This is a genomic window from Corynebacterium sp. UMB10321 (assembly GCF_030228725.1).
Classification (GTDB): domain Bacteria; phylum Actinomycetota; class Actinomycetes; order Mycobacteriales; family Mycobacteriaceae; genus Corynebacterium; species Corynebacterium pseudogenitalium.
The window spans coordinates 30,998-45,582 of the sequence record NZ_JASOZC010000012.1 but is presented as its reverse complement, the minus strand read 5'-3'; the positions used below and the strand labels follow the sequence as shown (position 1 = coordinate 45,582).

The following is a 14,585-nucleotide window of genomic DNA, read 5'->3' as shown; positions in this document are numbered from 1 at the left end:
AGCGCATGTAATGCAGCAGTGGGTAATTTTAGCACCGCGCTGCTAATTCGCCAAACGCTAGCGGGCTGCGTCGGACCCGTCGGGGAGTGCGCTGAGTGAGCAGGCGCGCTGGTTGGGGGTGCGGTCGTCGGCGGTGCGCTCGAGGCCCCACCGGGTGAGGGCCGCGACGGTGAGGTCGGACTGCATGTTGGGGTGCAGGACTCGGCCGGAGTTCGGGCAGGATGCTTCGATGTTGATGTTGACGACGTCCGCTCCGTCGACAGCTTGCAGGATTGAGGTGCTGTTTGGGGTGGCGGTGACGTCGGATGGTGAATAGAGCGAGGTGTACACGATTCCGGCTTGGGTGTCGGGGAGTGCGTTGAGGGCCTGGATCTCGGGGGAGTCGTTGAGCTGTTGGAGTGCGCCTGGTCCGACGAGGAACGCCGCGAGGCGTGGGAGTGCGCGGGCGATGGGGGAGAGGAATCGGCCGGCGCCGTTGAGGTCGGTGCCGTGGAAGGTGGCGCCAACGGTGACTGCGCGCCGGACGTTGTCGCCACCGCCGAGCTCGGCGATGTACTTCTTCACCAGCAGGCCGCCTTGGGAGTGTGCGACGAGGTCGACCTGGTCGGCACCGGTTGCTTCCTTGACACGTTCGACGTTGCGCGCGAGTTCGCGCGCGGAGCTGTTGATGTCGGCGTTGCCGTAGGAACCGGGGAAGAGAGAGGGCAGTCCGCTGCCACGGCCGTAGTTGAAGCCCCATACGCAGTAGCCTGCGGCTTTGAGGGCGACGGCGTTTTGGGCCCACTTTTCGGTGTTTGCGGAGGTGCCGTGTACATAGAGCACGGGTGTTGTTTTGTCGGCGGCGGGGACGCAAGAGGCGTCGTTAAATATGTCGCTGGTGTTCGCTGTGGCGATTGGGGCGCCACTGACCGCGAGAGCGGCGGTCAGGAGAATGGTCGAGAGGATTCGGTGCATGCGTTTACTTTAGCCCCACCCCAAAGCAGGCTAGACTAGGCGCCGTGCTTCTTTCAGACCATGACATTCGTGACGCCGTTGATTCGGGACGCCTCGGTATTGCACCGTATGACGCTGCGTTGGTGCAGCCGTCGTCGGTGGATGTGCGTTTGGATCGGTTCTTCCGCGTGTTTAATAACTCGCGCTATACCCATATTGATCCGCGTGAGGAGATGCCGAATCTGACCACGCTGGTTGAGGTCCCCGAGGGTGAGGGGTTTGTGCTGCACCCGGGTGAGTTTGTGTTGGCGTCGACGTTGGAGAAGTTCACGTTGCCAGCCGATTTGGCTGGGCGTCTGGAAGGCAAGAGTTCCCTGGGCAGGCTTGGCCTGTTGACGCACTCGACGGCCGGGTTCATCGATCCGGGGTTTTCGGGCTACATCACGCTTGAGCTGTCGAATGTGGCTAATTTGCCGATCGTGCTGTGGCCGGAGATGAAGGTCGGCCAGTTGGCGTTGTTTGCGATGACGTCGCCGGCGGAGGTGCCGTACGGCAGTGGCGCGTTGGGCTCGAAGTATCAGGGGCAGCGGGGTCCGACGCCGTCGAAGGCGTACTTGAACTTCCGGTAGGAGGCCTCGCGTATGCGATTGTCGGTGGTCGGCGCGGGGTATTTGGGGGCGACACACGCTGCGTGCATGGCCGAGCTCGGCCACGAGGTCCTGGCGGTGGATTCGGACGCGCGCAAGGTTGCGGCCCTGCAGTCGGGGAGTGCGCCGTTGTTCGAGCCCGGCCTCGACGCCCTGCTCAAGCGCCACACGGTGTCGGGTCGCCTGCGTTTCACGAACGATCTGCGCGAGGTGGCGGGGTTCGCGCGGGTGCATTTTTTGGCCGTCGGCACGCCGCAGGTTTCCGGTGGGTTCGCCGCGGACACTTCATTTCTTGACGACGCCACCTCCCACCTCGCCGCAATCCTTGAGGGTGAGCACCTGGTGGTGGGCAAGTCGACGGTGCCGGTGGGCACGGCGCGCCGCCTGCAGGAGCGTTTCCCGGATGCGGTGGAGGTGGCGTGGAACCCGGAGTTTCTGCGTGAGGGCCACGCGGTGAAGGACACGCTGGCGCCGGACCGGATCGTGGTGGGACAGCGCCCGGGTGGGCGCGCGGAGCAGGTGCTGCGGGAGGTGTACGCCACTCCTATTGAGCAGGGCTCACCAGTCGTGGTGACGGATCTTCCCACCGCTGAACTGGTAAAGGTGGCGGCGAACGCGTTTTTGGCCACGAAGATTTCTTTCATAAATGCGGTCGCCGAGGTGTGTGACGCGGCGGGGGCTGACGTTACCCAGCTGGCGGACGCGATCGGGATGGACGGGCGCATCGGCCGCCAGTTCCTGAACGCCGGCCTGGGCTTCGGGGGCGGCTGTCTGCCGAAGGACGTCCGGGCGTTCATCGCGCGCGCCGACGAGCTCGGCGCGGGTGACTCGGTGCGTTTCCTCCGGGAGGTCGACACCATCAACCAGGGCCGCCGCGCCCGCATTGTTGACCTGGCGCGAGGGGAGCTCGGCGAGCTGGAGGGGCGCACTATCGCGGTGTTGGGGGCGGCGTTCAAACCGAACTCGGATGACATCCGGGACTCGCCCGCCCTCGACGTGGCGCAGCGCCTCCACGACGCCGGTGCTCGCGTGCGCGTCCACGACCCGAAGGCCCTCGCCAACGCCCGCGCCGCCTACCCCGACCTGGAGTTTCCCGGCACGCTCGCGCAGACCACCGCGGGCGCGGACCTCTGCATCCTGGCCACCGAGTGGGATGCGTTTCTGCAGCCGCTGGTGGGCGTCGACAAGCGAGTAATTATCGACGCCCGCAACGCCCTCGACGTGCCCACCTGGCACAAGGCGGGGTGGCGCGTCATCCGCTAGTGCTGGTGGTAGTCCGCCAGGAAGTTGCCCAGGCGCTCGATGGCGTTTTCCAGCTGTGACGCCCACGGCAGCGTGACCACGCGGAAGTGGTCCGGGGTGGGGTAGTTGAAGCCGGTGCCCTGCACCATGAGGATCTTCTCGCTCTTGAGCAGATCCAGCATGAAGCGCTCGTCGTCGTGGATGTGGTACATCTCCGTGTCGATCTTCGGGAAGGCGTACAGGGCGCCCTTCGGCTCCACGACGGAAATGCCCGGGATCTCGCGCAGCTTGCGCACGGCGACGTTGCGCTGCTTGTGCAGGCGGCCGCCGTCCGCGGTGAGCTCGTAGATCGACTGGCGTCCACCCAGGGCCACCTGGATCGCGTGCTGGCCAGGCACGTTCGCGCACAGTCGCGTGCCGGAGAGCAGGTCCAGCCCCTCGATGAGGCCCTTAGCACGGCGGCGCGGCCCCGTAATCACCATCCAGCCAGCGCGGTAGCCGCACACGCGGTACGCCTTCGACAGGCCGTTGAAGGTCAGGGTGATCACGTCCGGGGCAACCTCCGCCATGGAGATGTGCTGGGCGCCGTCGTAAAGAATGCGGTCATAGATCTCGTCGGCGAAGATCATCAGCTCGTGCTCGCGCGCAATGTTCGCGATGCCCTCTAGCGTCTCCCGCGAGTACACCGCACCCGTCGGGTTGTTCGGGTTAATCACCACGATGGCCTTCGTCTTGCTGGTCACCTTGGAGCGGATGTCCTCCAGCGAGGGGTTCCAGTCGTCCTCCTCGTCGCACTTGTAGTGCACCACCTTGCCGCCCGCAAGTGTCGACGCCGCCGTCCACAGCGGGTAATCCGGCGTCGGAATGAGGATCTCATCACCCTCGTTCAGGGAGGCCTGCGTGACCATGCTGATCAGCTCAGACACACCGTTGCCCAGGTACACATCATCGATGTCGAACGCCGGGAAATCCGGGATCATCTCGTAGCGCGTCACAATCGCACGACGCGCCGAAATAATGCCTTTCGACGTGGTGTAGCCCTGGGACGTCGGCAAATTGGCAATCATGTCGCGCATGATCACATCCGGCGCCTCAAACCCGAACACGGCCGGGTTGCCCGTGTTCAGCTTCAGGATGGTGTGGCCGTCGCGCTCCATCTCCTCCGCGGTCGCGCTCACCGGGCCGCGAATGTCATAAAACACGTTCTTCAGCTTCTCGGCCTGGTCAAAGTGCCGGTGCCGCTTAAAAGGCGTGTGCTGCGGACTCTTGTTTTCTGGTGCTTCTGATTGCTTCTTGTTGGCCATGTGCCAATACTAGCGCCCGAACCTAACCACGTTTGTTGAACCGCTGCATCGTCTGCTGCGCGATATTCAACGCATCGTTCTTCAGCTGGTCCATCTGCTGGCGCTGCTGCTGCTTCCGCATCGCGATCTCCGCCGCCTGCTGCGACTGCAACTCCAACTGCTGCATCTTGACCGCCTGGCGCTGCGCTCGCTGAATCTGCCGCACCGAGGGCGCGTACCAGCTGTCCGGCCCGACCTTCATCACGTACAGCAGGATGAACACGGTCGGGATGATGAGCAGTGACAGTGTAGCTAGGGCGTCCGCCCCCATCTCTGCAAAGACGCCGATGAATGCGAGGCTGGCGATCGTCGACAAGCCCATCAGACCACCGCGCACATTGCGACCCCTCCTGCGGGCCAGCTCAATGTCCTTGCTGGTGTACACCGGGGAGTTCTGGACCTGCGGCGCCGGCACCTGACACTGGCCCGGCTTCTGCGGCAAATCCTGGAACAACGCCATCAAATCCGGCGAGTACTCCGCCTTCGCGACAGCCGCACACCGCCTATCGAACTCATCCATGCTCAGACGCCCCTCGCCGAACGCCACCGACAACGCCGTCACCGCGTCATTGCGGTCGGTGTCACTGATGCGGTAGTTGAACTGGAAATTCGGATTCGGCTGAGGCATGGTCATAGCTCCTAAGCATACTTGGCTGGTGCGGACTGTCCTAGAGCTGCAAAGTGTAGTAACAGGAATGTAGTAATCCGCTTTTTTGGGGCAATTTCGGGGATTACTACATTCCTGTTACTACAGTTTGGGTTTTGTCAGCCCCTAGGACACCAAGTTGGTGATGAAGATCGCCAGCAGTGGCAGCGCGAAGAACACGCTGCCGACCCAGATAAAGATGTACACCTTGTTTTTATCGGCGAGTCCGGCGAGCCACTCGGCACCCTTCGGGGGAAGTGCGCGCAGGAACGGCACCGACATGATGATGATCGCTGCGAAGGTGTTGAAGAGGGTGTGTACCAGGGCGGTCTGCATGGCCACCTCGGCAACCTCGGGCGGCGCGGAAAACGCCGCGATCAACCCGGTGACCGTGGTACCGATGTTGGCGCCGACCACGAACGGGAACAGGTCGCGCATGTGGAACTTGCCCGACGCCGCCAGCGGCACCGTCAGCGACGTGGTGGTGGAGGAGGACTGCACCGCCGTAGTGATGACGGCGCCGGAAAGCACGCCCGACAAGGTACCCTTGCCGAGCGCCGCGTGCAGGAACTCCTGCGCCCGGCCGACCAGCAGGGTGCCGAGCATATTGCCGATGAACCCGATGACCACCATGATCAGGGCGATGCCGCCGATGGAGAGGATGATGCCTCCCCACACGTGGCTCAGCGGGCTGACGGCGGTTTCGGCGAGGGAGACGAGTGGTTCGGTGATGGCGTCGACAAAGTCGCCGATGCCGCTGAAGATTGTGTTGAGGATGCCGCCGGAGCCACCGCTGGTGTAGTGCGCGATCGCGCCCGAGGTTTTCTGCAGGAAGCCGGTGGCGAGCTCGAGCGGCATGAAGATGGCCAGGGCGATCAGGTTGAAGAAGTCGTGCACAGTGGCCATCGCGAAGGCGCGGCGGAACTGCTCCTTGTTGCCCGAAAGCCCGAGCGCGACGAGGGTGGCGGTCACGGTGGTGCCCAGGTTGGCGCCGAAGAGCATCGGGATGGCGATTTCGATGGGCAGGCCACCCGCAACCATGCCGACAGTAATCGACGTGGTGGTGGAGGAGGACTGCATGATTGCCGTGGCGAGGATACCGATGCCCAGGCCCACGAACGGGTTCTGTGCAAACGAGAAGAGTTCCTCGGCGCGGTCGCCCGCGGCCATCTGGAAGCCGGCGCCGATCATGCTCACCGCGTTGAGCAGCAGCCACACCGCGACGACGACGGACATCCAGTCCACGAAGGTCTTGAAGGGGCCACCGAACGGCAGGAAACCCAGTGGGTCTTTCTTACCTGCGTCTGCTCCGTCGGGGTGGTGCGTGAACGTCGTTGTCGCGGTGTCCATGCTCATATGATGAAGCGCTTCCTGTCGTTGAAAAAACTCTCGCCAAAAAGGGCCCAAGGTGTGGGCCAACGTATCACCATAATGTGCGCACGTGCACGGTCGGTAACACCAAAGTAAACTTTAGGCGAACTTATCGCAGCTGCCGCGCGTACCAGCCCGGGATCGAGTTTGACGACGTCGTGGGCTGGTCAAGGTCCATAGAAACAGGAGACAGTAGTTCGGGTCCGAAGTACAGCTCCGGGTAGGAGCCGGTCATCCAGTACTTCTTGTCTTTCCATACCCCGCCCGAGGTGACGGCGACGAAGCCACGGCCCGGGATCCAGATGGGGCCGCCGGAGTCACCGTGGCGAGGCCCGGCGATGGAGGTTGCCACCATGTTGCCGCGCACCCCAGTGACGTGCCCGCAGAACTCGCGGCGCGTGGTGGCGCCGTAGGAGCAGACGCGTTCGCCCGGGCGCACCGCGTTGGGGTGGACTTTCGCGTTGCCGGAGAACCGGTTGGCGCCGGCGGTAGCGCCGGAGAGGGTGACGTAGGCGAAGTCGTTGGGGCCGTCGGCGGAAACGAGCCAGCCGGGGAAGGAGATCACCGTGCCGATGCGCCGGCCGCTGCCGTCAAGCACCTGCTGGAACGGGAACTTCACGCAGTGACGCGCGATGGCGATCTGGTTGCGCGCATGGTCCACGTAGCCGACGGTGCAGATACCGTAGGCGAGCCCCATGTCGAGGCGGACGCGGTCGCCCTGGTTCACCACCGGCCGCGCGTCGGCAGCGGGGGCGAGCAGGGAAGCGGCGGTGGCGACGCCCACGCAGGCGGCGGCGATCTTCTTCAAAAACTGGCGCATAGCCAGCAGCTTACTGCTTGTGGTGTGCGTAGGAGACCATTTCGTCCCACTCGACGATCTTCTTGCGCTCGCGGCTGTGGGTGGCGCATTCCTCGCCGAGTTTGCGCTCTGCTTCATCCAGGCGGTACCAGCCGTCCCAGGTGGTGTAGTCGATGCTGCGCTCGTCGAGCAGGCCGAGGATCGCGTCCGGGTCCTCGTGGACCGGGGCGGTGAGCTTGCCGGCGTCTGCGTCGGCGATGAGCATGTCGGTCGTTTCCTTCGCGTCCGACTTCGTGTTGCCGATCAGGCCGACCGGGCCGCGCTTGATCCAGCCGGTGACGTAGAGGGAGTCCTCGAAGCCGTCCTCGCCGAGGACGTGGCCGCCGTCGTTCGGGATGACGTGGCGCTCAAGGTCGAACGAGACGCCCTCGACAGGCTCGGAGCGGTAGCCGATGGCGTGGTAGACCTGCTGGACTGGCCAGTCGGTGAACTTGCCGGTGCCGCGCAGCCCGCCTTCGCCGTCGAACTCGGTGCGCTCAGTGCGGATGCCGACGATGGCGTCGCCCTCGGTGAGTACCTCGACAGGGGACTCGAAGAAGTGGATGTGGATCTTGTGCGGGGCGTCGTCCGGCTCGCGCATCGCGTACTGCTCCAGGACCTGGCAGTTCAGGTCGATGGACTTGTCGGCGCGGCGCAGTTCCTCGGAGGGGCCGTCGTAATCAATGTCTTCTGGGTCGACGAGCACCTGGATGGTGTCGGATTCGTCGAGCTCGCGTAGCTCCTTCGGCGTGAACTTCGCCTGCGCCGGGCCGCGACGGCCGAACATGTGGATGACCTCGGCCTTGTTGTTCTTCAGGGACTCGTAGACGTTGTCTGGGATCTCGGTGACCAGCAGCTCGTCGCCGGTCTTTGCAAGGATACGGGAGATATCCAGCGCCACATTGCCGACGCCCACCACTGCGACCTCGCGTGCCTCCAGGTTCCAGGAGCGCTCGAAGCGCGGGTTGCCGTCGTAGAAGCCGACGAACTCGCCGGCGCCGATGGACTTGTCGCCGCCAGGGACGAGGAACTCACGGTCGCGGACAGCGCCCGCGGAGATGATGATGGCGTCGTAGTACTCGCGCAGCTCATCAATGGTGATGTCGCGGCCGACCGTGATGTTGCCCAGGAAACGCAGGTTCGGCTTATCCATCACGTTGTGCAGCGACTTCACGATGCCCTTAATACGCGGGTGGTCCGGGGCGACACCGTAGCGGATGAGGCCGAACGGCGCAGGCATCTGCTCAAACAGGTCAACGTGAATCTCGTGCTCCTGATTGCGGATGAGCAGATCGGATGCGTAAATACCTGCTGGTCCGGCACCTACGACAGCGACGCGCAGACTCATAGAAATATGTCCTTTCGGTTTTTGAGGCTAGTTATCTTAACAATATAGCGCTACATGCTTAGTTCTTGGAGCGCCTGCCCATTTGCGCCATGTGCTCGCGCACCGCGGTGAAGGCCTCCTTGGAGTCCAACGTCTGGCTCTGTTGGGTGGCCATTTGGACCTCGTCGGGGGTGACTTCGCCAGTTCGGAGCGAGACCATCTCTGCCCAGTAGCGGAACCAGACAGCGAGGACCGCGGCGACCGGCACCGCGAGGAACGCGCCGACGATGCCGAACAGCGTGCCGCCGAGCGCCACGGAGAGCAGCACGATCGCTGCGTGCAGGCCCATTGCCTGGGACTGCAGAATCGGCTGGAGGATGTTGCTCTCCAGCTGCTGCACCACGATGATGAGCACGAGCACCAGGATGGCGTTGGTCAGGCCGTTGGAGACCAGCGCGATGATCACCGCCAACGCGCCCGCCGTGACCGCACCGATGATGGGGACGAAGCCCGCGAAGAACGTGATCACTGCCAGGACCGGCCACAGTGGCACGCCGAGTAGGAGCAGGCCGAGGCCGATGAAGATGGCGTCGACAGCCGAGACGACCGCCTGCGTGCGGATGAAGCCGGACAGCGTGTTCCAGGAACGCATGCAGACCTCGGTGAGGTGCCAACCGGCGCGCACGCCGACGTAACCCTTGAGCCACGGCAGGAACTTTGAGCCGTCCTTCAGGAAGAAGAAGGTGAGGATCAGGGTCAGCGCCAAGGTGGTGCCGACGGACGCGATCGCCCCGAGGCCTGAGAACACACCAGACGCGATGTTGGAGGCCTGGCCTCGCAGGACGTTCGTGACCTGGTCGATGACCTCTTGAACCTTGGTTGGATCGATGAGCTCGTTATCGACGTTGTCGCGCAGCCAGTGCGTGATCTGGTCAATACCCTGCTGCGCCTGGTCGACGAGCTGGGTGCCCTGGGTGCGAACGGTCGGGGCCATCGCGGCGAAAATGCCGCCGATGATGGCGAACGCCCCCACGAGCACGCCGGCCGCAGCGAGCGCAGGCGGCGCTTTCTTCTTGCGCAGCCAGTCCACTGGCGGCCACAGCACCGTGCACACGATGAGCGCTAGGAAGATCGGCAGCAGTCCCATCCAGACGTACTTCAGCAGGTACAGCAGGATGGCGGTGGCGGCGACGATGATGATGAATCTCGCCGCCCAAGCTGCCGCGGTGCGCCCGTCGGAGGCGATGACCGTGCTGCGGTCAACATTTTCTGAGGAAAGCTCCTGCGCGGCGTCGGCCGCGGTGGGCTGTGTTTCCTCCTGTGGTTCAACTTCGTTGTTCATACCAAGACATTGTGCCAGACCTCTCCGACATAACTTATTTACACCCCCTGGACTGCAAGATTAGGAAAAGTTGAGTCGAGTGGGAATAACTTTCTGGATTGCATGTTGTAAGGATTGAGCGTGACAGGCTCAAGGTTGGCGGAACTTCTGCTACAGTGGTTCCCGTCAAGTTGAGCCGAGGCGATTCAACTTCGGATTAACTTCAGAAAATACTTCGATAAACACAGGAGGAAATGTAGAAATGGGACGCGCAGTAGGTATTGACCTTGGTACGACGAACTCGGTTGTCTCTGTCCTTGAAGGTGGAGAGCCGGTAGTTATCGCAAACGCTGAGGGTTCGCGCACCACCCCGTCCGTCGTCGCATTTGCGAAGAACGGCGAGGTGCTGGTTGGCCAGTCCGCAAAGAACCAGGCGGTGACCAACGTTGACCGCACGATCCGCTCCGTTAAGCGTCACATGGGCGAAGACTGGACGGTCGAGATTGATGACAAGAAGTACACCCCGCAGGAGATTTCCGCACGTACGCTGCAGAAGCTGAAGAGGGACGCAGAGGCATACCTCGGCGAGGAGGTTACCGACGCCGTCATTACCGTCCCTGCCTACTTCGAGGACGCACAGCGTCAGGCTACGAAGGAAGCCGGCCAGATCGCAGGTCTGAACGTCCTGCGTATCGTCAACGAGCCGACGGCAGCTGCACTGGCATACGGCCTGGAGAAGGCTGACAAGGAGCAGACCATCCTGGTCTTCGACCTTGGTGGCGGTACCTTCGACGTCTCCCTGCTGGAGATCGGCGACGGCGTCGTAGAGGTCCTGGCAACCGCGGGTGACAACGAGCTCGGTGGCGACGACTGGGACAACCGCGTGGTTGAGTGGCTCGTCGATAAGTTCAAGTCTGCACAGGGCGTCGACCTGTCCAAGGACAAGATGGCGATGCAGCGCCTGCGTGAGGCCGCTGAGAAGGCAAAGATCGAGCTGTCTTCCTCCCAGCAGGCATCCATCAACCTGCCATACATCACGGTTGATGCCGAGAAGAACCCACTGTTCCTCGACGAGACGCTGACGCGCACCGAGTTCCAGAAGATCACCTCTGACCTGCTGGACCGCACCAAGGCGCCGTTCAACCAGGTCATCAAGGACGCTGGACTCTCCGTCGGCGAGATTGACCACGTTGTGCTGGTCGGTGGTTCCACTCGTATGCCGGCCGTGACCGACATGGTCAAGGAGCTCACCGGCGGCAAGGAGCCGAACAAGTCCGTGAACCCGGACGAGGTCGTGGCACTCGGTGCGGCGCTGCAGGCAGGTGTCCTGCGTGGCGACGTCAAGGACGTCCTGCTTCTCGACGTCACCCCGCTCTCCCTCGGCATCGAGACCAAGGGCGGCGTGATGACCAAGCTCATCGAGCGCAACACCACCATCCCGACGAAGCGTTCCGAGACCTTCACCACGGCTGAAGACAACCAGCCAAGCGTGCAGATCCAGGTCTTCCAGGGCGAGCGCGAGATGGCTTCCGCGAACAAGCTGCTCGGCTCCTTCGAGCTGGCTGGCATCGCACCGGCACCGCGCGGTGTTCCGCAGATTGAGGTCACCTTCGACATCGACGCCAACGGCATCGTGTCCGTCTCCGCAAAGGACAAGGCGACCGGCAAGGAAAACACGATCAAGATCCAGGACGGCTCCGGCCTGTCCCAGGAGGAGATCGACCGCATGATCAAGGACGCCGAGGCACACGCCGACGAGGACAAGAAGCGTCGCGAGGAGCAGGAAACCCGCAACGGTGCAGAGTCCGCCGCCTACCAGACGCGCAAGTTCATGGAGGACAACGCCGACAAGCTGCCGGAGGACCTCAAGACCCGCGTCACCGAGGCAGCCGACGCCGTCGACGAAGCACTCAAGGGAGATGACCTTGAAGCGGTGAAGTCGGCCGTCGAGAAGCTGAACACTGAGTCGCAGGAGCTGGGCAAGGTGCTCTACGAGGCACAGACCAACGAGGGCGCGACCCAGGCCGAGGCAGCCGACGACAACGTCGTCGACGCCGAGGTTGTCGACGAAGACACCGACGAAACCAAGTAGACACCAGCAACACTGCAGAAGGAGGTCACCATGACGAACCCGAACACTCCGGAACCGGAGCAGGTTGAAGACCTGATCGAAGAAGCTGAGGCCGTAGCCGCAGAGGCTGCCGAAGCCGAGGCTGAGGTCGACGCCGACGCTGCACCGGAAACGGATGAGGGCGAGCAGGATGACGTCGAAAAGCAGCTTGCTGAACGGACCGAAGACCTGCAACGTGTGAGCGCCGAGTACGCAAACTACCGGCGCCGCACAGAGCGGGAACGCGCGGCCATCGCCGAGCACGCGAAAGCAGCCTTCGCTACCGAACTGCTCCCGCTACTCGACGACCTCGACCTCGCCGAACAACACGGAGACTTGAACGAAGGCCCACTGAAAGCCTTCGCCGACAAACTCCGCGGCGTGGCCACCGCGCAACGCGTCCAAGCCTTCGGCGCAGAAGGCGACGCCTTTGACCCCGAAACCCACGAGGCAGTCCAAGACCTGTCCTCCGGCGACGACAAAGTCATCGGCACCGTACTGCGCAAGGGCTACCGCGTAGGCGACCGACTCGTGCGAAACGCAATGGTCATCATCGCCGACCCTGCGAAAGAGCCTGCTGAAGACAACGAGTAACAACAAAACCCAGGGCCGGGGCGTGAGGTGCGCGAAAAGCGGCCTTCACGCCCCGGTTTTGTACTTGAAATAACAAAATTCATCCGAGAAAGGAGGGTGCGAGATGGCTATGCAACAAGAGTGGGCCAACAAGGACTACTACGGCGACCTCGGCGTCTCCAAAGACGCGTCCACAGCTGACATTAAGAAGGCATACCGCAAGCTCGCACGCGAAAACCACCCCGACTCCAACCCCGGCAACAAAGCCGCCGAGGAGAAGTTTAAGAAGGTGGCAGAAGCGTACGACGTCGTCGGCGACGAAGAAAAACGCAAAGAATACGACCAGTTCAAAGCGATGATGAGCTCCGGCGGCTTCGGCGGCCGATTCGGAGGGGCAGGAGGTCCCGGCTTTCCGGGAGGGTTTCGCCAAACGGGGCAGAGCGACTTCAACTTCTCCGACCTCTCCGACATCTTCGGAGGAGCCGGGGGTGCTGGACAAGCTGGAGAAGGCGGCCTTGGTGATCTCTTCGGTGGCCTCTTTAACCGCGGCGGCGCTGCTGGCAGGAACGCTCGGCCGTCGCGGGGGGCGGACGTCGAGACGGAAATAACGCTCGACTTCCGCGAAGCCGCCAAAGGCACCACCTTCCCCGTCGAACTCACCGGCGACGCCCCATGCACCACATGCCACGGCTCCGGATCCAAATCCGGCCACGTCGAACAGTGCGAACAGTGCCACGGCTCCGGCTACGTCCGCGAGAACTCCGGCGCCTTCGGCATGGCCCGCCCATGCACCAACTGCGGCGGCACCGGCGACGTCATCAAGGACCCGTGCACCACGTGCCACGGCACCGGCACCGTCCGGCGCTCCCGCACGATCACGGTGCGCATCCCCGCCGGCGTCGTCGACGGCCAAAAAGTGCGCCTCGCCGGACAGGGCGAAGCAGGACCCAACGGCAAACCAGCCGGCGACCTCTTCGTCACCGTCCACGTCCGCCCCGACAAAGTATTCACCCGCACCGGCGACGACCTCGAAGTCACCGTCCCCGTCTCCTTCAGCGAACTCGCCCTCGGCGGCACCATCACAGTGCCCACCCTGGACAAACACGTCCGCGTGAAGGTCCCCGCAGGCACCCCCAACGGGCGCACCCTGCGCGTCAAAGGACGCGGCGTGCCACGCAAATCCGGCAACGCCGGCGACCTCCTTGTCACCGTCGAAGTCGCAGTGCCCAAGGACCTGGACGCAGCCGCTACCAGCGCGCTGCGCGCCTACCAGCAAGCCGAACGCGACTCCGGGTTCGACCCGCGCGCCGGGTGGGCAGGAGGTGCATAACCATGGCTGAGGAGTACTACGTCATCTCCGTCGCCGCCGAACTCACCGGCATGCACGCCCAAACCCTACGAACCTACGACCGCATCGGCCTCGTCACACCGATGCGGACCAGCGGCGGCGGACGCCGCTACTCCCGACGCGACATCTCCATGCTGCGCCGGATCCAACAACTCTCCCAAGAAGACGGCGTCAACCTGGCCGGCATCAAAACCATCATCGAGCTCACCGAACACATCGATGAACTCCAAGAGGAACTGGCGGCCAAACGCGAAGAAAACGCGCAACTACGCCAACGCTTGGAACGCCAACGCTTGGAAACCCGCCCGCGTGGCGGCGAACTCGTCCACGTTCCGCGCTCCACCGCGCTGGTGACGTGGGAACCGTCCTCCGCCAGGTCACGGCGCCGGGCGCGGTAAAGCAGGATTCGGCCCCTAGGTGGCAGGACAGCCTCCGCCTTCTCGTGCAGTGCATGGGCGGGGGCTGTTTTCTGTTGCTTGCTGGGTTCGCTGTCCGTTTTGTGCGCGTATCCCAGGCTTCGCGACACCAAATTCCTTTGCTCAGAGGTCGCGACCTGGGGAAACGCCACGCGCCGTCCGGAAAAACAGTGAATTTGGTGTCTACAGAGAAAGGGAAGGCACCAAATCCCATTGCCAATAATCTGCGACCTGGGAAAACACAAAACCAGATCCAGAAAGCAGCGAATTTGGTGCGCTGGTGGAGCGCGTTTGGGCGGGCCATGGCGTCCGTTGTGCTCGCTTTTAATCGAACGCTTTGAGTGGATTAGGGGCGGGGAGCACAGGGCCGAGCAGGGCTGCAGACTTCCGAAAAGTTCCCACGATCGCGGCATGAATGGAGAACGATCTTCGTGGACGGGCGTCGTGGCCTGGGGAAACGGGTCGGTTGG

The 14,585-nt window shown here is 63.2% G+C and carries 13 protein-coding genes; 6 read left to right on the top strand and 7 right to left on the bottom strand.

Annotated elements, in window-relative coordinates; translation table 11 throughout:
* Positions 1-57 precede the first annotated feature (57 nt).
* Entirely contained in the window at positions 58-954 is an 897-nt protein-coding gene (locus tag QP752_RS10100; protein WP_070361804.1) for an alpha/beta fold hydrolase, read from the bottom strand.
* Positions 955-998: 44 nt separating this feature from the next.
* Between QP752_RS10100 and dcd the strand changes: the two genes are divergently transcribed.
* Together dcd and QP752_RS10090 are read left to right on the top strand one after the other, a co-directional pair.
* On the top strand, positions 999-1,562 hold the full coding sequence (dcd, locus tag QP752_RS10095) for a dCTP deaminase (protein ID WP_070479603.1): 564 nt from the start codon (positions 999-1,001) through the stop codon (positions 1,560-1,562).
* A gap of 12 nt (positions 1,563-1,574) precedes the next feature.
* The gene (locus QP752_RS10090) at positions 1,575-2,843 is read left to right on the top strand and encodes a UDP-glucose/GDP-mannose dehydrogenase family protein (protein WP_284805425.1); all 1,269 of its coding nucleotides are present in this window, start codon (positions 1,575-1,577) and stop codon (positions 2,841-2,843) included.
* On the opposite strand, the gene QP752_RS10085 is transcribed toward QP752_RS10090, so the two are convergent.
* The 6 genes from QP752_RS10085 to QP752_RS10060 all read right to left on the bottom strand — a co-directional run bounded on the left by QP752_RS10085 (position 2,840) and on the right by QP752_RS10060 (position 9,689).
* Positions 2,840-4,126 carry a pyridoxal phosphate-dependent aminotransferase gene (locus QP752_RS10085; RefSeq protein WP_284805424.1) on the bottom strand — a complete coding sequence of 429 codons (1,287 nt, stop codon included), beginning with the start codon at positions 4,124-4,126 and terminating at the stop codon, positions 2,840-2,842. The genes QP752_RS10090 and QP752_RS10085 overlap by 4 nt on opposite strands.
* Positions 4,127-4,148: 22 nt before the next feature.
* On the bottom strand, positions 4,149-4,799 hold the full coding sequence (locus tag QP752_RS10080) for a DUF1707 domain-containing protein (protein ID WP_284805423.1): 651 nt from the start codon (positions 4,797-4,799) through the stop codon (positions 4,149-4,151).
* A gap of 138 nt (positions 4,800-4,937) precedes the next feature.
* The gene (locus QP752_RS10075; protein WP_240492779.1) at positions 4,938-6,161 is read right to left on the bottom strand and encodes a Na/Pi symporter; all 1,224 of its coding nucleotides are present in this window, start codon (positions 6,159-6,161) and stop codon (positions 4,938-4,940) included.
* Positions 6,162-6,291: 130 nt separating this feature from the next.
* Positions 6,292-7,002, bottom strand: coding sequence for a hypothetical protein (locus QP752_RS10070; RefSeq protein ID WP_284805422.1), 711 nt, complete (start codon positions 7,000-7,002; stop codon positions 6,292-6,294).
* 10 nt (positions 7,003-7,012) lie between these two features.
* Positions 7,013-8,374, bottom strand: a complete 1,362-nt coding sequence (locus tag QP752_RS10065; RefSeq protein ID WP_284805433.1) for an FAD-dependent oxidoreductase — start codon at positions 8,372-8,374, stop codon at positions 7,013-7,015.
* Between the two features lie 52 nt (positions 8,375-8,426).
* Entirely contained in the window at positions 8,427-9,689 is a 1,263-nt protein-coding gene (locus QP752_RS10060; protein WP_284805421.1) for an AI-2E family transporter, read from the bottom strand.
* A gap of 241 nt (positions 9,690-9,930) precedes the next feature.
* Between QP752_RS10060 and dnaK the strand changes: the two genes are divergently transcribed.
* From dnaK to QP752_RS10040, 4 genes are all read left to right on the top strand, one after another.
* Positions 9,931-11,760: a molecular chaperone DnaK gene (gene dnaK / locus QP752_RS10055; RefSeq protein ID WP_284805420.1), complete on the top strand. Its 1,830-nt coding sequence runs from the start codon at positions 9,931-9,933 to the stop codon at positions 11,758-11,760.
* A gap of 30 nt (positions 11,761-11,790) precedes the next feature.
* Positions 11,791-12,372: a nucleotide exchange factor GrpE gene (gene grpE, locus QP752_RS10050; RefSeq protein ID WP_070361809.1), complete on the top strand. Its 582-nt coding sequence runs from the start codon at positions 11,791-11,793 to the stop codon at positions 12,370-12,372.
* Positions 12,373-12,475: 103 nt separating this feature from the next.
* On the top strand, positions 12,476-13,681 hold the full coding sequence (gene dnaJ / locus QP752_RS10045) for a molecular chaperone DnaJ (RefSeq protein WP_284805419.1): 1,206 nt from the start codon (positions 12,476-12,478) through the stop codon (positions 13,679-13,681).
* A 2-nt stretch (positions 13,682-13,683) separates the two neighbouring features.
* The gene (locus QP752_RS10040; RefSeq protein ID WP_070479590.1) at positions 13,684-14,097 is read left to right on the top strand and encodes a heat shock protein transcriptional repressor HspR; all 414 of its coding nucleotides are present in this window, start codon (positions 13,684-13,686) and stop codon (positions 14,095-14,097) included.
* The last annotated feature ends 488 nt before the right edge of the window (positions 14,098-14,585 follow it).

Coding starts and splice junctions, on each gene's coding strand:
- QP752_RS10100 (WP_070361804.1), bottom strand. CDS start 954: ATGCACCGAATCCTCTCGACCATTCTCCTGACCGCCGCTCTCGCGGTC.
- QP752_RS10090 (WP_284805425.1), top strand. CDS start 1,575: ATGCGATTGTCGGTGGTCGGCGCGGGGTATTTGGGGGCGACACACGCT.
- QP752_RS10085 (WP_284805424.1), bottom strand. CDS start 4,126: ATGGCCAACAAGAAGCAATCAGAAGCACCAGAAAACAAGAGTCCGCAG.
- QP752_RS10080 (WP_284805423.1), bottom strand. CDS start 4,799: ATGACCATGCCTCAGCCGAATCCGAATTTCCAGTTCAACTACCGCATC.
- QP752_RS10075 (WP_240492779.1), bottom strand. CDS start 6,161: ATGGACACCGCGACAACGACGTTCACGCACCACCCCGACGGAGCAGAC.
- QP752_RS10070 (WP_284805422.1), bottom strand. CDS start 7,002: ATGCGCCAGTTTTTGAAGAAGATCGCCGCCGCCTGCGTGGGCGTCGCC.
- QP752_RS10060 (WP_284805421.1), bottom strand. CDS start 9,689: ATGAACAACGAAGTTGAACCACAGGAGGAAACACAGCCCACCGCGGCC.
- dnaK (WP_284805420.1), top strand. CDS start 9,931: ATGGGACGCGCAGTAGGTATTGACCTTGGTACGACGAACTCGGTTGTC.
- grpE (WP_070361809.1), top strand. CDS start 11,791: ATGACGAACCCGAACACTCCGGAACCGGAGCAGGTTGAAGACCTGATC.
- dnaJ (WP_284805419.1), top strand. CDS start 12,476: ATGGCTATGCAACAAGAGTGGGCCAACAAGGACTACTACGGCGACCTC.
- QP752_RS10040 (WP_070479590.1), top strand. CDS start 13,684: ATGGCTGAGGAGTACTACGTCATCTCCGTCGCCGCCGAACTCACCGGC.